Source organism: Anaerobacillus alkalidiazotrophicus (assembly GCF_001866055.1).
Window position 1 is genome coordinate 456,013 of record NZ_MLQS01000017.1, and the last position, 20,779, is coordinate 476,791.

General features: G+C 35.4%; 23 protein-coding genes and 1 other annotated feature. Of the genes, 20 read left to right on the forward strand and 3 right to left on the reverse strand.

The features are described 5' to 3' along the window. Window positions 1–117: 117 nt before the first annotated feature. From pilM to rpmA, 18 genes are all read left to right on the forward strand, one after another. Window positions 118–1,092, forward strand: coding sequence for a type IV pilus biogenesis protein PilM (gene pilM / locus BKP45_RS12395; RefSeq protein WP_169824104.1), 975 nt, complete (start codon window positions 118–120; stop codon window positions 1,090–1,092). Next, on the forward strand, window positions 1,082–1,660 hold the full coding sequence (locus BKP45_RS12400; RefSeq protein ID WP_071389982.1) for a PilN domain-containing protein: 579 nt from the start codon (window positions 1,082–1,084) through the stop codon (window positions 1,658–1,660). Before pilM ends, BKP45_RS12400 begins: the two co-directional genes overlap by 11 nt. After that, window positions 1,661–2,344 (forward strand): type 4a pilus biogenesis protein PilO, encoded by a 684-nt coding sequence (locus BKP45_RS12405; protein WP_071389983.1) that lies wholly within the window; start codon window positions 1,661–1,663, stop codon window positions 2,342–2,344. Between the two features lie 168 nt (window positions 2,345–2,512). Further along, window positions 2,513–3,637, forward strand: coding sequence for an SPOR domain-containing protein (locus tag BKP45_RS12410; protein ID WP_169824105.1), 1,125 nt, complete (start codon window positions 2,513–2,515; stop codon window positions 3,635–3,637). Between the two features lie 329 nt (window positions 3,638–3,966). Next, window positions 3,967–5,382, forward strand: coding sequence for an aspartate ammonia-lyase (aspA, locus tag BKP45_RS12415; RefSeq protein WP_071389985.1), 1,416 nt, complete (start codon window positions 3,967–3,969; stop codon window positions 5,380–5,382). Between the two features lie 276 nt (window positions 5,383–5,658). Then, entirely contained in the window at window positions 5,659–6,216 is a 558-nt protein-coding gene (locus BKP45_RS12420) for a Maf family protein (RefSeq protein WP_071389986.1), read from the forward strand. A 72-nt stretch (window positions 6,217–6,288) separates the two neighbouring features. Beyond that, window positions 6,289–6,978 carry a RadC family protein gene (gene radC / locus BKP45_RS12425; protein ID WP_071389987.1) on the forward strand — a complete coding sequence of 230 codons (690 nt, stop codon included), beginning with the start codon at window positions 6,289–6,291 and terminating at the stop codon, window positions 6,976–6,978. Window positions 6,979–7,268: 290 nt separating this feature from the next. Next, on the forward strand, window positions 7,269–8,306 hold the full coding sequence (locus BKP45_RS12430; RefSeq protein WP_071389988.1) for a rod shape-determining protein: 1,038 nt from the start codon (window positions 7,269–7,271) through the stop codon (window positions 8,304–8,306). Between the two features lie 13 nt (window positions 8,307–8,319). Further along, window positions 8,320–9,198 carry a rod shape-determining protein MreC gene (gene mreC / locus BKP45_RS12435; protein ID WP_071389989.1) on the forward strand — a complete coding sequence of 293 codons (879 nt, stop codon included), beginning with the start codon at window positions 8,320–8,322 and terminating at the stop codon, window positions 9,196–9,198. Window position 9,199: 1 nt separating this feature from the next. Next, a complete protein-coding gene (gene mreD, locus BKP45_RS12440) occupies window positions 9,200–9,760 on the forward strand; it encodes a rod shape-determining protein MreD (protein WP_071389990.1) in 561 nt (186 codons plus the stop codon). Window positions 9,761–9,790: 30 nt separating this feature from the next. Then, window positions 9,791–10,456, forward strand: coding sequence for a septum site-determining protein MinC (gene minC / locus BKP45_RS12445; protein ID WP_071389991.1), 666 nt, complete (start codon window positions 9,791–9,793; stop codon window positions 10,454–10,456). Window positions 10,457–10,571: 115 nt separating this feature from the next. After that, window positions 10,572–11,369, forward strand: coding sequence for a septum site-determining protein MinD (gene minD / locus BKP45_RS12450; protein ID WP_071389992.1), 798 nt, complete (start codon window positions 10,572–10,574; stop codon window positions 11,367–11,369). Window positions 11,370–11,805: 436 nt separating this feature from the next. Continuing rightward, window positions 11,806–12,594 carry a M23 family metallopeptidase gene (locus BKP45_RS12455; protein ID WP_071389993.1) on the forward strand — a complete coding sequence of 263 codons (789 nt, stop codon included), beginning with the start codon at window positions 11,806–11,808 and terminating at the stop codon, window positions 12,592–12,594. Between the two features lies 1 nt (window position 12,595). Beyond that, window positions 12,596–13,453, forward strand: coding sequence for a M50 family metallopeptidase (locus BKP45_RS12460; protein WP_071390161.1), 858 nt, complete (start codon window positions 12,596–12,598; stop codon window positions 13,451–13,453). A gap of 98 nt (window positions 13,454–13,551) precedes the next feature. Beyond that, on the forward strand, window positions 13,552–15,036 hold the full coding sequence (locus BKP45_RS12465) for an Rne/Rng family ribonuclease (protein ID WP_071389994.1): 1,485 nt from the start codon (window positions 13,552–13,554) through the stop codon (window positions 15,034–15,036). Between the two features lie 114 nt (window positions 15,037–15,150). Then, window positions 15,151–15,231, forward strand: a sequence feature (ribosomal protein L21 leader region). 15 nt (window positions 15,232–15,246) lie between these two features. Then, window positions 15,247–15,555 carry a 50S ribosomal protein L21 gene (gene rplU / locus BKP45_RS12470; RefSeq protein ID WP_071311128.1) on the forward strand — a complete coding sequence of 103 codons (309 nt, stop codon included), beginning with the start codon at window positions 15,247–15,249 and terminating at the stop codon, window positions 15,553–15,555. A 9-nt stretch (window positions 15,556–15,564) separates the two neighbouring features. Beyond that, window positions 15,565–15,897 (forward strand): ribosomal-processing cysteine protease Prp, encoded by a 333-nt coding sequence (locus BKP45_RS12475; RefSeq protein WP_071311127.1) that lies wholly within the window; start codon window positions 15,565–15,567, stop codon window positions 15,895–15,897. Between the two features lie 13 nt (window positions 15,898–15,910). After that, entirely contained in the window at window positions 15,911–16,201 is a 291-nt protein-coding gene (rpmA, locus tag BKP45_RS12480) for a 50S ribosomal protein L27 (RefSeq protein WP_071311126.1), read from the forward strand. A gap of 273 nt (window positions 16,202–16,474) precedes the next feature. On the opposite strand, the gene BKP45_RS12485 is transcribed toward rpmA, so the two are convergent. From BKP45_RS12485 to BKP45_RS12495, 3 genes are read right to left on the reverse strand one after another with little or no spacing between them, the layout of a single operon-like run. Next, window positions 16,475–17,362 (reverse strand): glycine betaine ABC transporter substrate-binding protein, encoded by an 888-nt coding sequence (locus BKP45_RS12485; protein WP_071389995.1) that lies wholly within the window; start codon window positions 17,360–17,362, stop codon window positions 16,475–16,477. Between the two features lie 22 nt (window positions 17,363–17,384). Then, window positions 17,385–18,218 carry an ABC transporter permease gene (locus tag BKP45_RS12490; protein ID WP_071389996.1) on the reverse strand — a complete coding sequence of 278 codons (834 nt, stop codon included), beginning with the start codon at window positions 18,216–18,218 and terminating at the stop codon, window positions 17,385–17,387. Beyond that, entirely contained in the window at window positions 18,218–19,414 is a 1,197-nt protein-coding gene (locus tag BKP45_RS12495; RefSeq protein WP_071389997.1) for a quaternary amine ABC transporter ATP-binding protein, read from the reverse strand. The genes BKP45_RS12490 and BKP45_RS12495 overlap by 1 nt, the downstream gene beginning before the upstream one ends. Window positions 19,415–19,553: 139 nt before the next feature. Between BKP45_RS12495 and BKP45_RS12500 the strand changes: the two genes are divergently transcribed. Further along, complete coding sequence (locus tag BKP45_RS12500) at window positions 19,554–19,763, forward strand: hypothetical protein (protein WP_071389998.1); 210 nt, start codon at window positions 19,554–19,556, stop codon at window positions 19,761–19,763. Between the two features lie 145 nt (window positions 19,764–19,908). Beyond that, on the forward strand, window positions 19,909–20,643 hold the full coding sequence (locus BKP45_RS12505; protein WP_071389999.1) for an MBL fold metallo-hydrolase: 735 nt from the start codon (window positions 19,909–19,911) through the stop codon (window positions 20,641–20,643). Window positions 20,644–20,779: the final 136 nt, after the last annotated feature.

The window sequence follows — 20,779 nt, forward strand, 5'->3', positions numbered from 1 at the left end:
ACCTTTTAATTATGAAGTATAATGACCCTGCTTACTGAATGGTGGTAAAATTAGTTAGAATCATTGTCATTAGAAACGTGGTGAAAAACTGTGGTGTTTTTTCGTGGAAAAAAGCAAATGAGAACAGCGATAATCATTAAAGATCATGTGATTCGCTTTGTTCATGCAAAGCGAGCAGACTTAGCTAGTATTGATTCCTTTGGAGAAAGGTATTTACCTACTGGAGTGATTCATGATGGGAAAATCGTCGAGTGGGAAACGTTAGAAGGGATATTGCAGGATTGTATTGAAGAATGGCAGTTAAAGAAACATTATGTTCAGTTTATTGTTCCTGATGCCTATACGGTTTTACGTCATGTTCAAGTACCCCTTAGCATAAAAGTAGATGAAATAAAGGGGTATTTATATACAGTTATTGGCGAAACGGTACATCTGCCGTTTGATGAAGCTACCTTTGATATCCATAACTTAGGTGAGAAAGATGGTCAAAGAGAAGTTTTGTTAATTGCTACACCAGAAAAGAAAGTCCAGGAATACGTAAATTTATTAACTGAAGTGAAGGTAAAGCCGAATGCTGCCGACATCTCAGTTTTATCTCTATACAGATTAGTACATTTTTTGGATCGAGATAATAAAAATGATCATTTTTTGTTTGTACAAGTTGATTTACTATCAATAAATATTACAATTTTTCATAATCAGAAACCTGTTTTTATGAGGCACATAAAGCTATCGACCGAAAATAAGTGGAGGTATTTGAACGAAGGTGAAGGTATCGAAGAAGTTTCTTGGGAAGGAAATCAAAGTGAGATAGAAAACCAAGTACAAGACATCATAACGGAAGTTGAGCGGATTATGAATTATTATCGTTACAGTATGAGGCAAGGAAAATATCGTGTAACAAAATTGGTTGTAGTCGGAGATCATCCATATTTAAGTGATATTAGGAAGAAATTTCAAAAATCTTTTGATATTGATATCGAAACGATAAGCAAAGAGTCAATTAAGACTATGAATGGAAAAGAGATACCTGAACGCTTCTATGAAATTGTAGGATTAGCTTTGAAAAAAGAGGTTCACGATGTTAGTTGAAATTAATTTATTAACGGAAAAAGATAAAAAAGATATAACGAATTGGCTAATCGTCACGGTGATCTTTGTCCTATTACTCGTTTCTTTACTATTCATTTATGTCCATAGTAATAAATATGAGGTAGAAATTGATGCTCTTACAGACGAGCGCTCCTTCGTTCAGGAACAAATTTCCCTAAAACAGCAGTTATTCGACGATAAGCCAGCTTCCTATCATGAACAATTGAAAACAGCAATTTATTCTTTAGAAAAAAGAGTTATTCCAACTTCAATGCTTCTAAATGAGGTGGTGAGATTATTGCCTGAACATGGTTATTTCTCACAGTTTTACTTTCAAAAACCTGACGAGGTAACGATAATTGCTTATTTTGACCAAATGTCTTCCATTGCTGCCTATAGTTATGAGCTAAATAAGTCTCCATATATGTTTTCTGTTCATTTAACGAGTATTGAAACAGCAATGATGGTTGGAAATGAAACGATAGTTGATGATATTTTACCGAGGTATGTTGCTAGTTTTACAATAAAAGTAAATCGATCAGCTTTTCTTGTAAGGGAGGACTCATAGATGAAAGTATCATTTACGAAGAAAAAACTGATCACTCTCATTACTGGAATAGTTTTAGTTTTCATTAGTTACCTGGGTTGCTACTTTTATTTGATTTACCCCAAATTAACGATTATCGATCAGGTAACTCACCAACTTGAAACTGAAAAACAAATTTTATTGACATTAGAAAAAAGTCTTTTAAAAGAAGAGGACCATATTGAAGAAACAACTGAACTGCAAAGGCAGCTACCAGTTGAGCCACTCATGGACCAATTACTATTAGATTTTCAGAGAGTAGAGGCATTATCAAACAGCTACATTATTTCAATGACTATTGATCAGGATTCAACCGTTCATTCTGTGGTTCAAGAAGACGTGGAAGAAAACTTGGAAAATTCGTTTGATACAATAGAAGGAATAGTGGTAATGAATGTAAGTGTAACAGTCAATGCAAAAATGTATGAAGATCTTTTTCAATTTCTTGTTGAGATCGACCGTTTACCTAGAATAGTAAGTATAGATAACATTTCATTTATAGGAGCGCAAGAAACAGAAATCATTCACGATCCTCAAGAGTATCTTGAGTTTTTTGTAACAGTAAGTACGTTTTATTACCCTGATTTATATGAGTTGAGTGATGAGGTACCAAAAGTTATTCATCCTAACCCTAGTGAGAAACAAAGTCCGCTTCTCATCCAATAAAAAAATTAGAACAAGACTGACTTAAAGTGTACTACGTGTAAAAGACATTTTATCAGAAGTCTTGTTCTTTTTTAGGAAATTATTTCTATATCCCTTTTATTTTTCTAGTTCTATCTATCAATATTTATTAATAGACTATAGTAAATTGATTATAGAAAGGAGCTGGCAATGTTGGACAATACGAAGAAGAATGACCGGCGAATTTCAATCGTATTAAATGGACAAGAGAAACGGTATGAAGAGCTGGAGAAGGACAAGCACGCCTATGAGCATTTACTAGAAAAGGAGATAAGTGCAACTCAAGAAGAGGATCAAAAGGATGAATTTCATTGGATCCTCCCTGAAAACGAAACAAACGATTCTTCACCTAAAATTGTTGACTTAGGGGAGAGGCGTCATAATAAAAAAAAGTTAGAGGGGCCTTTTTGGGATGATGGAAAAAGTGAACAAGCCCCTAAGTTGCCACCAACAAAAAGAAAAAAGAAACAAAAGTTTGATTTTAAATTTAAAATCAAAGACCTTCCCTTAGGAATTATTGGTATTGTTATGTCTGCAATTATCGTAGGTGTTAGTTTTGGCTTTATGATGTTAACGATCTTTACTGGTGATAAACCACAAGCCATGGAAGTGATAAATCCTGTACAAGCTACAGAAATCGCGACAACAGAAATTGAAGCCCCGGAAGTGGTTATGAATGGACAAATTCCTGTTCTTGGAGTCGAGATTGTGCAAGGTGGTGCGTTTTCTTTAGTAGATAAAGCTACTGAAACAGCGCAGTCTATCCAAAATAAAGGATTTGCAGCAGCGATCACAAATACAACCGAGCCTATCTATTTATTTATTGGCCTTGGTATAGACCGAGAACAAGCGAATGTTTTAGCCGAGCATTATAAGGCTAATGGACAAGATGTATATGTAAAGCCATATGCTGTTACAACTTCAGGTACGGTTGATAGTCAAGAACAATCTCTTTTCCTAGAAACAAGTGTAGATTTATACCAACAACTAATTTTATTATCCGTAAATGGACTAGCTAATGGATCATCATTAGTAACAGACGAAACCCTAGCTGATTTAAAGGCAACTAATGAGATACTTGTATCATTAGGGAACCCTTTTAAAGATAGTGAACAAGAAACGTTAGCTAACGATTTTCAACACGCATTAGATAATGCTTATCAAAGTATGTTAAGTTTTGCTTCTTCTCAAGAATCAAACAACCTATGGCAAGTACAACAATTCTTATTAGATGGAATGTTAGCCTATGAGAAGTTAGTGAAGACCTTTACGTAATTCTAAAATGGCAAAAGAGGATGACTCAAACGTCGTATAAACGATCAATGAGTTCAGCCTCTATTCTTTTTCTTATTTTTGTTTTGACTGAGTGAATTTCATAATTACCTAAATGGAGCTACATAAGTCTAAATGTTGTTGGAAACGATCTTCATCCAACAACATTTAGTATCAGAGTAGCGAAAATAAGCAATTATGAAATTCATTAGACTTTTATCTTTTTACAATTTATAACTAATGTTGTACATAATATAAAAATGTTAGGGTAAAGCTGAAATGAATGTCACACGTTAGATGCAACAAATAGACAAAGAGGTGGAGGTTTTTACATGTCAAATGTTCGAATTGAACGCGATTTAATGGGAGAAAAGGAAATACCTCAAGACGCTTATTATGGGATCCAAACGGCACGTGCCATTGAGAATTTTCCAATCACTGGTTATCCGCCACACCGTGAATTAATTCGAGCGTTCGGGTTTGTAAAAAAAGCAGCAGCAATGGCAAATCGCGATGTAGGGGTATTAAATAAAAAAATTGCTGATGCCATCGTTAAAGCGAGTGACGAGATCATTGAAGGAAAGCTCATTGAACATTTTGTTGTTGATTCGATACAAGGTGGTGCTGGGACTTCATTTAATATGAATGCAAATGAAGTAATTGCTAATCGGGCAATTGAATTCCTCGGGGGGAAAAAGGGAGACTACATGACAGTTAGTCCGAATTCGCATGTTAATATGGCCCAATCAACAAATGATACGTTTCCAACAGCAATCCATATTGCCTGCTTACATTTAGCTAGAGGGCTTACAAGTTCATTACATGAATTAATTACTGCATTGGAGAAAAAAGAAAAAGAATTTGATCAAATCATAAAAATGGGGCGTACCCATCTTCAAGATGCTGTACCTATTCGTCTTGGGCAAGAGTTTGGTGCGTATAAACGTGTTTTGTCTCGTGATTTAAAACGCATTGAAAATTCGGTCGGTCATTTATATGAAATTAATATGGGAGCCACCGCTGTAGGTACTGGATTAAATGCAGTACCAGAATATATTACTCTTGTTGCAAAATATTTAGCAGAACATACAGGTATGCCGTTTAAAAGTGCTGAAGATCTTGTTGATGCTACGCAAAATACCGATGCATATACTGAACTTTCGAGTTCATTAAAAATATTAGCGATTAATATATCAAAAATTGCTAACGACTTAAGATTGATGAGTTCTGGCCCGCTTACTGGAATAAATGAAATTAACTTGCCACCTCGCCAAGCAGGTTCATCGATTATGCCTGGTAAAGTCAACCCGGTTATGTGTGAAGTCATAAACCAAATCTCGTTTCAAGTGATTGGTAATGATCACACGATTTCTTTAGCATCTGAAGCAGGTCAATTAGAATTAAATGTGATGGAACCTGTATTAGTATTTAATTTATTACAATCTTTATCAATTCTTCAAAATGGAATGAAAGTATTTAAAGAATACTGTATCGAGGGAATAACTGCTAACAGAGAGCGTTGCTTAGATATGGTAGAAGGAAGTGTTGGAATTATTACTGCAATAAACCCACACGTAGGATATGAGGTAGCAGCTAGAATTGCAAAAGAAGCCATTCAGACAAAACGTCCAGTTAGAGAAATTTGTATTGAAAAAGGGATACTCTCAGAGGAAGAGTTAAAAGTTATTCTAGATCCAAATGAAATGACTGTACCTGGAATTGCTGGGGCAGATCTACTTTTTGAATAAGTAAATGTCTTAGTTTACCAAAACCAACCGACATAAAACTATAGCTAGTTGGAGTGGTTCAACGATATAGTATCTTGGTGGAGAAAATAATTTAAAAATAAAAAAAATAATTGAAAATTTTGTACAATTTGGTATCCTAAGTATATCCTTTGTACAAAATTTTCTTTTTACATGAAGTTCAAAAAATAGGCACATATTTTGCTGCCCTACCTTTTGGTCCTCAAGGTAACGTTTTGAACAGCTATGAGAAAAATAATTAGACAAAGGAGAATCTTCGTGAAAAAACTCATATTAGCCTCTGGCTCACCTCGCCGAAAACAGCTTCTTGAACAAGGGAAGCTTGAATTTTCTATTTCCACAAGCACAGTTGATGAAAACGTAGATGAAACGACCCCAAATGAAGTAGTAGAAGAGCTTGCGATGAGAAAGGCAAAAGATGTCTTATTACGTCATGATGATAGTATTATTATCGGAGCTGATACAATTGTTTCTATAAATGGGCAAATTTTAGGAAAGCCTAATAATGAAACTGAAGCAACAGAAATGCTCCAACTCCTTTCAGGAAACGATCATGATGTATACACTGGTGTAGCAATACTCTCAAAAGAGAAAACTGTACTCTTTCACGAAAAAACAGTTGTATCTTTTTGGGAGCTAACAAACGAAGAAATTTTTCAATATATTGCAAGTGGTGAACCTTTTGATAAGGCTGGATCCTATGGTATACAAGGGTTAGGTGCTTTATTTGTCAAAAAAATTCACGGTGACTATTTTACTGTTGTCGGACTACCACTAGCGAGGACCATAAGAGAGTTAAAAACTTTCGAAGTTTAATCGGGAGTCGCTTAAGTTTTCGATACCATGTCTTGCATCAAAAGCTGCTCCCACGAAAAAGGAGGAGAATTTATGCAAGCAAAACCACTAATGATTCGTGATGTACCAAGTGGAGAAAGACCAAGGGAACGTCTGTTAAAAGAGGGGGCTCAAGCTCTATCTAACCACGAACTCATTGCAACAATTTTAGGTTCCGGGACAAGGCAGGAATCTGTCATTCAGTTATCTCAACGAATTTTACATCATTTTAACGGATTACGTCTTTTAAAAGAAGCAACGGTTGAGGAATTGAAAAGCATAAAAGGTATTGGTGATACAAAAGCAGTACAAATTCTTGCGGCGATAGAATTGGGGAGTAGAATTCATAAACTGCAGGCAGAAGATCGCTTTATTATTCGCTCACCAGAAGATGTTTCTCGCTATGTGATGGAAGACATGCGTTTTTTAACACAAGAACATTTTGTATGTTTATATCTCAACACAAAAAATCATGTTATTTTCAAAAAAACAATTTTTATTGGAAGTCTTAATGCTAGTATTGTACACCCAAGGGAGATATACAAAGAGGCATTTCGACATTCAGCTGCATCAATTATTTGTCTTCATAACCACCCCAGTGGGGACCCGGCCCCAAGTAGAGAAGATATTGAAGTCACTAAGCGTCTTGTTGAAAGTGGAAAAGTAATTGGAATCGAAGTTTTGGATCACATTATTATTGGTGAGAAGAAATTTGTAAGTTTGAAGGAGAAGGGGTATGTTTAAATTGGAAAAAAGTTCGTGAAAAAGAGGAATATTGAAAGTAGGCGCTTTGAAGCGCTTACTTTCAAATTTGTTTTTTTTAGCTTCGATATTCTCCATGAAATCACTATCCTTTTTTATTTTTTTTATATATAATCAAATTTATGGATTTATTTATGCATTAAAAAAGTGTAAGCTTATTGGTGGTAATAAAAAACAATTCTAAATAATTTGTTGATAAGCGCCAAGGAACCATATACAACTAGAATAACATTTTTAGCGGTAACGCTTTTCGATTGAAGGGAGATACATACATGTTTGGTGGTTTTTCAAAAGATTTAGGAATAGATTTAGGTACAGCTAATACCCTAGTTTACGTGAAGGGTAAAGGTGTTATCGTTCGTGAACCTTCTGTTGTTGCGATTAGAACAGATACAGGTACTATTGAAGCAGTTGGTAATGATGCAAAGAACATGATCGGTAGAACACCAGGAAATATTGTAGCAGTTAGACCAATGAAAGACGGTGTAATTGCAGACTTTGATACAACTGCAACTATGATGAAATATTTTATTAGGCAAGCACAAAAAAGTAGATCGATTTTCACCCGTAAACCAAATGTGATGGTGTGTGTACCATCAGGAATTACCGCAGTAGAAAAACGTGCGGTTGAAGATGCTACAAAACAGGCGGGAGCGCGTGAAGCTTATACGATTGAAGAGCCTTTTGCAGCAGCAATTGGTGCAGATCTTCCAGTTTGGGAGCCTACTGGTAGTATGGTTGTCGATATCGGTGGTGGTACGACTGAAGTTGCGATTATTTCATTAGGTGGTATTGTTACGAGCCAGTCAATTCGTGTAGCAGGCGATGAAATGGATGATGCAATTATCCAATATATTAAGAAAGCTTATAACTTAATGATTGGTGAGCGTACAGCTGAAGCTGTTAAGTTTGAAATAGGCTCTGCAGGTGTCCCAGAAGGTATTGATGATATGGATATCCGCGGTCGTGACCTTGTTACTGGTTTACCAAAAACAATCTCGATTACTGCAGTGGAAATAGCAGAGGCGCTTGCAGATACAGTTAACACTATTATTGAATCAGTGAAAAACACATTAGAAAAGTCTCCACCAGAATTGGCAGCAGATATTATGGATCGTGGTATTGTTCTAACTGGTGGTGGTGGTTTATTACGTAATTTAGATAGAGTATTAAGTGATGAGACACATATGCCAGTATTGGTGGCTGAAAATCCGTTAGATTGTGTTGCGCTTGGAACAGGGAGAGCTTTAGAAAATCTTCATTTGTTCCGCTCGAAGGCAGGTATTACAGTTCGTTCAAATCGTAAGTAAGTAGGTGTGTTAAATGCCCCAATTTTTTTCAAATAAAAGACTAATAGTGCTTCTCGTTAGTATTATTCTATTGGTGGCATTAGTAGGCTACTCCATGAATGATCGACGAAGCTTAACATGGCCCGAGCAGTTTGTCAAAGATTCAGTCGGTTGGGTCCAGACCGTTTTCCAACAACCCGCTCTTTATGTAGCGGGTTTCTTTGAGAACGTAAATAATATGAAAAATTTATATGAAGAAAACCAGATATTAAAAGCGCACCTAGATCATTATGCCGAAACTGCAGTAGAGGTTAATGTATTAAGAAGGCAAAATAAAAATTTAAAAGAAGCGTTAGACATTACAGAAAGCCTATTTGATCATAAGGTTAGGCCAGCCCTAGTTATTCATCGTTCTCCAGATCGTTGGAATGAATATATCGGTATAAATAAAGGTGAACAGCATGGTGTCAAGACAGATATGGCCGTTATTACATCAAAGGGCTTGGTTGGTAAGGTTAAACATGTTTCACAATTTACTTCTACTATTCAACTACTAACAGATCACGATCGTACGAATCGTATTTCTGCAATGGTGGATGCCGAAGATAAAGAAGTATTTGGTTTTATTGAGGGATATGATGAGATATCTGGAGCATTGATGCTCCGTAAAATAGAGGCAGATGCCGAAATCGAAGAAGGTCAAAAAGTCATTACTTCTGGATTAGGTGGAGTTTTCCCTCAAGGATTGTTAATTGGAGAAATAATTCGTGTTGAGGCAGATGAATATGGACTGACAAAAAATGCATACGTCCAACCATCAGCGAGCTTTCATAATCTAGATTATGTATTAATTATCGAACGTACTAGCCCGCAACTTGATGATGAGATAATTTCAAAACAGGAGGGAGGATAATATGGTTCGCTTTTTCCTTCCTTTTCTTATTTTCCTCCTTTTTATTATTGAGGGAACGATTATGCAAACTTTTTCTCCAGAACGGTTCGGATCTGAGTACTTTATCATTCCACGATTTGCTTTTCTTGTTGTTCTCGTTTTAAGTATTTTTTTTGGAAGAGCATTAGGTACTGTTTATGGTCTGATTTTAGGTTTGTTCCAAGATGTTGTTTATACTCATATTTTAGGTATATATATTTTTAGTATGGGTTTAATCGCTTATTTTTTAGGGTTTTCATATAAGATATTTCAAAAAAATCTGTTTTTATTAATTATTACAGCGGTTTTTGGTACGGTATTATTAGACTATCTAGTTTTCGGTTTACATACAATGATTGGAATAACTGAACTTGTCCATGAGCGCTTTTTTCGAGAAAGACTTTTGCCGAGTATCATTATCAATAGTGTATTCATGATCTTGTTTGCATATCCTTTAAGAAAATTTTTAGTTTTTTTACAAAAAAGTGATGATATTGAAGAAAAAATAAACAAAAGAAAAAAGGATTTTAGATGGCAACGTTGAATAAATGAAAGTTGAGGTGAACTTTGGAACATGCAAAAAACTAATAATATAACCATAAGAGGGACCAAAGAAGGCCTAATTTTATTTTTAGACGACGAATGTTCGTTTTTTGATCTAGTTAGTGAGCTTGAAGAAAAGCTTTCCTCAAAGTATCCTCAATCTTCAGAAGGACCTGCAGTGCAAGTTAAGGTATCTGTTGGAAATCGTTATTTAACAGAAGAACAGAAAATTGAGCTTAAGAAAATTATTAATGATAAGCAAAAGTTAATTATTAATGAAATCGAATCGAATGTTATGACGAAGGACGAGGCAGAAAATCTAATAAAAGAATCACAAATGACGACGATTGTAAAAGTAGTTCGCTCAGGTCAAGTTTTAGAAGTAAAAGGAGATCTACTTCTCATCGGTGATGTTAATCCTGGTGGAACTGTAGTTGCTACAGGTAATATTTATATTTTAGGTGTATTACGTGGAATTGCTCATGCAGGTAGTGAAGGGGATAAAGATGCTGTTATTTCCGCTTCAAGAATGGAGCCGTCACAATTGAGAATAGCAGAAATTGTAAGCCGTTCACCAGATTATGAAGAGAATGAGACACATGATATGGAATGCGCCTACATAGGTAACGATAGCAATATGGCTATTGAGCGCGTTCAACACTTGGGGAAAATACGTCCTAAAATAACAAATGTTTAGGTAGATGTAAAGTGTGTAAAAAATTGTGATAGAAAGCTTTAGTAGTAAAACTATCAAAATCTATCTACATGTTACATTGTTTATGTTACATTCGAATTAGAAAGGGGAATTTCGCATGGGAGAGGCGATTGTAATAACTTCTGGAAAAGGTGGAGTTGGAAAGACAACTACATCTGCAAATATTGGTACTGCCCTTGCGCTTTCAGGTAAAAGAGTTTGCTTAGTGGATACAGATATCGGTCTTCGTAACCTTGATGTTGTTATGGGGTTAGAAAATCGAATTATCTATGATATCGTTGATGTTGTTGAGGAACGTTGTCGTCTTCATCAAGCCTTAATAAAAGACAAGCGATTTGAATGTTTAATGCTTTTGCCCGCCGCTCAAACAAAGGATAAAGCAGCTGTAAATCCAGAGCAAATGAAATTGATGATTAACGAGTTAAAAGAAGATTACGATTACGTAATTATTGACTGTCCAGCAGGAATTGAACAAGGCTTTAAAAATGCTGTTGCAGGTGCTGATAAAGCAATAGTAGTTACGACACCTGAAACGTCTGCTGTTCGTGACGCAGATCGGATAATTGGACTTCTTGAGCAAATTGACATAGAACCGCCGAAATTAGTTGTTAATCGGATTCGTAGTCATATGATGAAAAATGGAGATATGCTTGATGTTGATGAAATTGTATCAATTTTAGCTATAGGACTTTTAGGAATTGTTGCTGATGACGATGATGTTATAAAAGCGTCAAATAAAGGTGAGCCAATTGCTTTTCAACCAAACAGTCGAGCTTCACTTGCCTATCGAAATATTGCTAGACGTATCTTAGGCGAATCTGTGCCTTTACTGTCTCTAGATGAAAATAAAGGTATGTTTTCAAAAGTGAAAAAGTTTTTTGGAATGCGAGCGTAAATTTATCCCACTCTTAAGGGGCAAGTAAGACCCCCACCTCAAAACTTAAGAAAATCGAGAAGTTTAGGTGGGGGATAAACTGCCCCTAAAGGTCCGATATAGAATAACTTTCATCAGTGGGGGATGAAGGAAAACCCCCACTGATTGAAGTTCAGCTTTATTAGGCATTTGCTTCTTTTTAGGGAAGTGAGACTCGTTGAATTATAAATATCTAATAGTAAACACGTGAAAGTTAGCAGGGAAATACTTGCTAGCTTTTTTGTTATATAAAGTGAGTTCTTCCATAAAAGAATATAGCATAACCTCTCGGGACAAGTCATATCTATAAGTAATAATCGTAGAATGTAAAATGTAAAATGAATGATCTTTTAAATAAAGATCTACCACACATCCATTTTACATTCTACATTTTATATATAAAAGGGGATGAGGGTAGATGGCGAATAGGGTAGACAAACTTCGTCGAGAAATTGAAGCTAGAAGGAAAAAGATTAATAGTTCGATTGGTAGGAAAGAACGCTCACAACCTCAGTATTATCCTAGTCATAGTGAGTCAAGAGATGATTCTGAATTCTACTTTGCTGGTGATTCCGATGAGAAGGGACAACCAGAAGAGAAGTTTTTTCGAAAAGAGATTTTTGTCTTACAAGTGCTTGTTGCTATTTGTTTATTTTTAGTTGTCGGAATATTATTTAAAACTCAATCTCCTCAATTCGAAGGAGCTAGACAATTTGTAAAAACCTCTTTTGAAGAAGAATTTCAATTTACTGTTGTGGCTGATTGGTATGAAAATCAATTTGGTAAACCTTTAGCTCTACTTCCAACAACAACGAATGTGGCATTAAATGATTTCGAGAGTGACGAATTACAAGTTGCATATGCTGTGCCAGCTGTTGGGAGAGTGGCACAAGGGTTTGAGCAAGATGGGAAAGGGGTCATAGTTGAGACGACCTCGAATTCTAATGTTGAAGCTGTTAAAAGTGGTATGGTAAGGTTTGTAGCAGAAGAAGAAACATTGGGTAAAACGATTATTATAGCTCACTATGATGGAGGTGAATCATGGTATGGAATGCTTGATCATGTAGAGGTAAACTTATACGATCATGTAGAGCCAGGTAGTAAGATTGGAACAGTATCTCTAAAAGACAATAATGGTTTTTACTACTTTGCGTTAAAAGAAGGAGAAACCTTCATTGATCCAATTGATGTGATTTCATTTGACTAATATGGGTTCCTTAGTTAAAAAAATTAAAATTAATCCACTTTTTTGGTTCGTAATCGGTATTGGTATTATTACAGGTTATTTTAGAGAAGTTATCATGGTTTTTAGCATTGTTTTTATTCATGAAATGGGTCATAGTGTGGCGGCTCATTACTTTAAGTGGAGAATTCGAAAAATTGAACTTCTGCCTTTTGGTGGAGTAGCTGAGGTTGAAGAATATGGTAATCGTCCTTTAAAAGAAGAATTTATTGTAATTATAGCTGGTCCATTACAACACATATGGTTAATTTCCATATCTTTTTTTCTCCTTCCGTTTGATTTTTGGACTAGTACCGACCACAAGTTGTTTTTAACTCACAACTTAATGATATTATTATTCAACTTACTACCTATTTGGCCACTTGATGGTGGTAAATTAATGTATTTACTCTTTTCCAAAAGACTTCCATTTCTTCAAAGCATTACTACAACTTTGAAAATCTCGTTGTTTTTATTATTTTTGTTTACAGTCATTAGTCTTTATTTTTTTCCGTTTCATTTAAATCTGTGGGTAGTTTTACTATTTCTTTTGTTTAGTCACTATTCTGAATGGAAACAAAGAAGTTATGCTTATATGCGCTTTTTAATGGAAAGACATAATCAGAAACAAAACCCTTTTATTCAAACGATACCGATTGTAGTTCCTGATAAATCAACTGTACAAGATGTCATAAAAAGGTTTCAACGTGGTGTTAAGCACAAAGTTATCGTCAAAAACCAATCTTATGAACCAATGAGAGTTATTTCAGAAAAAATAATTTTACAAGCTTTCTTTGAACAAAATAAGGCATCAGTACCTATTGGTCGAATTTTACCACCATAATTTTTGGTGTTTGTAATTAAAAGATGCTATACTTAAGTAGTAACCAGCCGTATAAAGGCTGGTTTTTTCACCTTACTAGACGTTAAAGAGGGATACCATTGAAATCATTTATTTTTAATATGTTAACAAATGAAAGAAGACTAGCGATTCTCGAAAATAAAAAAGTAGTAGAAATCTTAATCGAGCGTCCTCAAATTAATAAAATTGTAGGTAATGTGTACAAAGGTAAAGTAGTAAATGTACTTCCAGGAATGCAAGCAGCATTTGTGGATATTGGATTAGACAAGAATGGCTTTTTATATAGAGACGAGCTTTTGAGTTTTCAACAACTAGAAGAAAAAGATGAAGTGAAAAAAGAAAAATCAATCTCACAATTTGTAACAGTGGGGCAAGAGCTATTAGTACAAGTGACAAAAGAGGGATTCGGTAAAAAAGGACCAAGACTGACTGAAGTTGTTTCTTTTCCTGGTAAATACATTGTGTATATGCCAAATGGAGGTTATGTTGGTGTATCGAAACGGATGCAAACTGAAGATGTACGTGAGAAATGGCGTAAAATTGGGGAAGAACTTTGTGTTGGCAAAGAAGGTATGATTATACGTACAGCTTCTGAAAATTTAACAGAAGAGAATGTTGCTCAAGATTTATTTTTTCTACGGAAGCTTTGGGAAGACGTATGGAAAGACGGAAAAAACTTAAAACCACCTAGTTTAATTTACGAAGATAAATCAATTTTAGAAAAAGTGATGAGGGACTTTGACTTTGATGATCTAGACGAAATAGTTATCGATTCAATGGACGAATATCTACTAATTAAAAATATGTTTCAGCCTTATCCAAACCTTTTAGAAAAACTTCGCTTCTATCAACAAAGGGAAAACATATTTTCATTTTATCATATTGAATCAGAGCTTGAAAAAGCTTTGCGAAGACAAGTTTGGTTGAAAAGTGGTGCGTATTTAGTCATTGATCAAACCGAAGCTCTAACTGTTTTTGATGTAAATACCGGTAAATATACTGGAAAGTTAGATTTACAAGAAACGATCGTAAAAACAAACATTGATGCTGCTAAAGAAATTGCAAGACAGTTACGACTTCGAGATATTGGCGGTATTATTATTATAGACTTCATTGATATGAAAAGCGATAAAGATAAACAAACTGTTTTAAATGCGTTTAATCAAACTTTAAAAAATGATCGTACCAAAACAAATGTAGTAGGATTTACTGGACTAGGATTATTAGAAATGACCCGTAAGAAAGCCCGTCAAAATCTACAGGATAGTGTTTCGACTATTTGCCCGGCTTGTTTTGGTAAAGGGAAAGTATTTTCGGACGAAGCTGTTGCACATAAAGTAGAGAGAGCATTATGGGAATATAAAGGTATGGATAATGAAGCGTTACTCGTGGAAGTCCCAGCGAATGTTGTTCCGATTCTTAAAGGTCCTAAAGACAAAAATCTAATCCGACTACAAACCGTTCTTCATTATCAACTATTTATTAAAGAAAACGAAAAGCTCGCTCCAAACGACTTTGAGATCCGATTCATAGGTAGTATCGAGGAAGTCGAACAAAGGTTGTAGAAGTGTCTTTTGTTTTTCTTCACAAGCTGTTATTAAAATCTCGATTGGAAACATCGTTGACTCTAACTACTAAAAATGGTATTATATTTTTTGTTAGTTATTTGGATAACCTCCAAAGAGCTATAACCGCTCATAAAAGGGTTTTAAAGAATTTACTCGTGTAAATCACCCTCGATGGCGAGTCTGAGTATAATAAGGAGGTGCACGTTAATGTACGCAATTATTGAAACTGGTGGTAAGCAAATTAAAGTTCAAGAAGGTCAAGAGATCTACATTGAGAAGTTAGATGCTGAAGTTGGTGCAACAGTAAGCTTTGACAACGTATTAATGGTTGGTGGTGACTCTGTGAAAGTAGGAGCTCCATTCGTAGAAGGAGCAACTGTTACTGCTAAAGTTGAAAAAGTAGGTCGCGCTAAGAAAATCTTAGTTTATAAATACAAAGCTAAGAAAAACTATCGTCGTAAGCAAGGTCATCGTCAACCTTACACTAAAGTTGTTATCGAAAAGATCAACGCGTAAGGAAATGACATGATTACTGTTACAGTTGTTCGACATACTGATAACAACATTGTTTCCTTTGAAATGAGTGGTCATGCAGATAGCGGGCCATATGGACAAGATATTGTTTGTGCTGGGGCTTCAGCCGTTTCATTTGGAACTGTAAATGCTATCGATAAATTATGTGATGTTCAATTAGAAGTGGAAATGGATGATGATGGTGGCTTTCTCCGCTGCACTGTCCCAAAAGGTTTGGACGTGTCAACTTATGAGAAAGTTCAGCTTCTTTTGGAAGCAATGGTTGTTTCACTCACTTCAATTAGTGAACAGTACGGTAAACATATCAAAATTAGTGAAACCTAGGAGGTGAACTCATATGTTAAAAATGAACCTTCAATTTTTCGCATCGAAAAAAGGGGTAGGTAGTACAAAGAACGGTCGTGACTCAATCTCGAAGCGTCTTGGTACAAAGCGTGCTGACGGTCAAACAGTAACTGGCGGATCTATTTTAGTTCGTCAACGTGGAACACGTATTTACCCTGGTGTAAACGTAGGTAGAGGTGGAGATGACACTTTATTCGCTAAAGTTGACGGCGTAGTTAAGTTTGAACGCGTAGGACGTGACAGAAAGCAAGTAAGTGTATACCCAGTAGCTCAAGAAGCTTAAGAACTCTAAAACGATAAGTCCTAGCCATTTGGTTAGGGCTTTTTCTAATCATCTAAAATGTAAAGTAGTGTGTTTATATGTTTTGTATGGATGAATTTTATCCCACTCTTAAGGGGCATTAAGGCCCCCACCTCAAAACGTAAGAAAATCGAGAATTTTAGGTGGGAGATGAAGGAAAACTCCCACTGATTGAAGTTCAGCTATATTATACATTTTAGTTAGAAAAAAATAGGGTGTTCAAAAGCTATGCTTTTGAACACCCTATTTTTGATTTTATTTGCTTTCACCTTTCATTTCTGCTACTTTTTCTTGATTATTATCAATCCATTCACGAGCTACGTCTTCGGCAGAGCGCCCATTATCAATTTCTACAATCATTTGTTCAATATCACCAACATCAATACTCCAGTTGCTTAAAAATTCGTATGCTTCAGGAATACGATCTTTGAAATCATTATTCGTTAAAACATGAACCTCTGATGTAGCAAAAAATTCATCTTGTCCTTCTAGTACTTTTAAATCATAGTCGACAAACATTGGATGCGGTCTCCATCCAAGGAATACTACCGGTCTTTCTGCACCAATTTGTCTTGCAACTTGGGCGAGCATGCCACCTTCACTAGATGCAACATATTGTAAATCTAAGTCAAACTCTTCAATCATCTCTCTTGAAGTAATAGTCATTCCAGCGCCTTCTTCAATACCATAGATTTCTCCATCAAAAATATCTTCATTTCCTTTAATGTCTTCAATTGAGTTAATTTCCTCTACGTATGTTGGGGTAACCCACCCTAACTCACCGTCTGGATAGCTTATAGCAGTGCTATCTATGTTATCTCCAAATTGCTCCATATAGCTTGCGTGCATATCAGGTAACCAAGCATCCATGAAAACATCAATGTCACCTCGTGATAGGCCTGTATAGACACCACCAGCATCAGCTTCAATCTGGTTTACTTCATAACCCATATCCTCTAAAAGTAACATTGCAATCGTAGTTGGTGGAATGGTACTCGTCCAAGGAGTCATTCCAAATGTAATTGATTGGTCTTGAGCAGGTTGATCACCTGCTTGTGGGTCTTCTGCTGTATCTGCAGGACCGCACCCTATAATTAATGCAAAAATCGTAAACGTAAATACAAGTAATTTAAAATGTTTCACTATTTGTACCTCCTAGTTTTTATTACTTAGTTTTTTCACCAATACCTTGAGTAATCCTATCTAAAATGATGGCAAGAACAACAATTCCTAGTCCACCAGTTAACCCTAAACCAACATTAACCCTTGATATACCTGCTAAGACGACTGAACCTAGTCCTGGAGCACCAATCATTGAGGCGATAACAGCCATAGATAAAGCTAACATAATAGTTTGGTTGATCCCCGCCATGATCGTCGGTATTGCCATTGGTAATTGCACCTTTGTTAGCATTTGCCAATAGGTTGAACCAAATGCCCTGGCAGCTTCAACAACATCAGTAGGTACTTGTTTTATCCCTAAGGTAGTCATTCTTACCGCAGGTGGAGTAGCAAAGACAAAAGTTGAGATAACTGCTGGTACTCCCCCTAAGCCAAATAAGAGAATGGCAGGAATTAAATAAACGAAACTTGGTAAAGTTTGCATAAAGTCTAAAATGGGTCTAACTATCCTATTAACAACTGGAGATTTTGCGCTCCAAATACCAATCGGTATACCAATTACTATAGAAAAAATTGTCGCAACAATGACAATCGCTAACGTTTGCATTGCAGCATACCATAAATCTACTGACCCTAAGTAAAGGGAACCTATTAATGTGAAAATAGCTACCCCAACCCCAGCAAAACGCCAAGCTAAGATAATTAATAGTAGCGCCATTAATTCAGCTGGTAAAAAATTCAATAAATCAGTAACTAATGAAATAAAAGTAGCAACGATTGAACTGATTGAGTCAAAGAAGCCACCTAATACTGGTATTAACCAATTATTAACAAAGCGATTTGTCCATTCCTCTAAAGGTAGATGGAAGTAATTCATTATTCACTCACCTCCTCTCGTTGTTTTCCGAGAGTAAGTCCTGAAAGGATTGAAACCCTTACAATTATCCCCATTAATTTTTTATTTTCAACAACTGCGATTGGATATTTTGTTTCAGTTGCAATTTGAATTAAATCACTTAAAGGTGTATCTGGTTTTGTGGTATGGAAATCTTGAATGAGTACATCTTCAACCCATTTATTACTTTTATAAGCTTTAATGGCTTCGTCAATTGTTAAAAGCCCTTTTAAATTTTTCTCTTTATCAACAACGAAAATGCTTGATAAACCGGCCTCTTCCATTTTCCTAATGGCAGCTCTTGCTCCTTCTTTCCATGTGGTAATCACATCAGGCTTTTTCATTATATTGGAGGCAACAAGTACTTTTGTACGGTCAACATCTTCTACAAAATTTGAAACGTATTCATTAGCAGGATTTTCTAATATTTCTTCTGGTGTTCCAATTTGAACGATAATACCATTTTTCATAATGGCGATACGATCGCCTAATTTAAGTGCTTCATCTAAATCATGGGTAATAAATAATATAGTTTTTCCTAATTTACTTTGTAACATTAATAATTCGTCTTGCATTTCTTTTCTAATCAGAGGGTCTAGAGCGCTAAAGGCTTCATCCATTAGTAAAATGTCCGTATCATTTGCTAATGCTCTAGCTAGTCCAACCCGCTGTTGCATACCACCACTTAGTTCATCAGGGTAACTGTTTTCGTATCCTTTAAGTCCAACATCTTCTATTGATTTTAAGGCTTTATTAACTCGTTCACTTTTAGGAACATCCTGTATTTCTAACCCGTATTCAACATTTGTAGCTACAGTTCTATGCGGAAAAAGTGCAAATTTTTGAAAAACCATTCCAAGTTTTTTTCTTCTTGTATTCATTAAGTCTTGTTTATTCATAGTGGTAATGTTTTCACCATCTATTAGAATTTCTCCTGAAGTAGGTTCAATTAAGCGGTTTATTAGGCGAATTAATGTTGATTTTCCACTCCCTGATAATCCCATAATAACGAAGAACTCCCCTTCGTTAATTTTAAAACTTGCTTGGTTAACACCGACTGTAAGTCCAGTTTCATTTAAAATTTTTTCCTTACTTTGGCCTTCCTTTAAACGTTTTATTCCTTCTTTAGGATTATGACCGAAGATTTTTGTTAAATTATTGACCTCGATTTTATGCATAATCAATTTCTCCTTTGAGCTAGCTGTCTATTGATTATCGTTTGCTACTTCTCCACTAATATTCTTTTTTTGCAAAAGTGTATAAGAATAATAAAAAAAAGTGACTATATAAAAAAGGAATTGAGGAGGGAATCTGTTTATGAAGAAGAATTATAAAAACCTACTTAAAAAACAGTTAAGATCGATTATGAAGGAAACAGACAACCCAGCGATCATTCAAGATGTTACAGATACTGAGTTCGGGGTAATTCCGGGAGATTTTGAAAAACAGGTTTTTCGTCAAAGAAATAAAGATAACAATGTTACTAGAAATAGTACTGATGGCAAAACATGGAATGATATTGAATAGTTTAAAGATGTTATACAGTATGATTGCAATGAAAGTCCTAGTTAAATTAGCTAGGGCTTTTATTGTCCATTTGTTAAAATGTTAAATGAATCTAAAAAAGGTATGCTACATAGTGTTTACGTTATGTATAACAAAGGGGGATAAAATGAAATTAACCATTGTAGGACACTGGGGGGCATTTCCAGAAGTAGGAGAGGCTACTTCTTGTTATTTATTAGAGCAGGATGGGTTTAAATTACTTGTCGATTGTGGTAGTGGAGCCCTATCTCAACTACAACACTACTGTTCATTAGCTGATCTAGATGCAGTCATCCTTTCTCATTATCACCATGATCATATAGCCGATATTGGCCCGCTTCAGTATAGTCGTCTAGTTGATCAGCAGTTAAATAGGACAAATCAACCACTTTCAATTTATGGACATCCTTATGATCAAAAAGAGTTTCAAAAGTTAGCAAAGCCACCCCATGTACTATCATTTATTTATAATGAAAAAGCAGAATCTAAGATTGGTCCTTTTCGAGTTTCATATTTAGAGACTAATCATAAAGCAAAATGTTTTGCGATGCGTTTTGAAGTTGGAGGAAAATCAATCGTATATTCGGCTGATAGCAGTTACAAGGAAGAATTCATTTCCTTTACAAAAGATGCTCATATATTTATTTGTGAAACAAGCTTCTATGCCGATCAAAATGGAGAACCATACGGTCATATGAATAGTATTGATGCTGCGTCAATTGCTAAGGAGGCAATGGCAAAAAAACTTATTCTCACTCATCTACCTCACTTTGGTGAGCATCAGCAACTATTAGTAGAAGCGCAGTCAATTTTTAAAGGAGAAGTTTTTTTAGCAAAGAAGGGTTTAACCATACAACTTTAACGAAAAACCTCGTTTTACGAGGTTTTTTTCACATAATCAGAATTTATAAATTTCTAACTTGGAAACTGTCTAGCGCAAGCAGCCTACGAGCTCGGTCACATCAGTCAAGCAACTAACTTCAATTACCTCTTGAAAT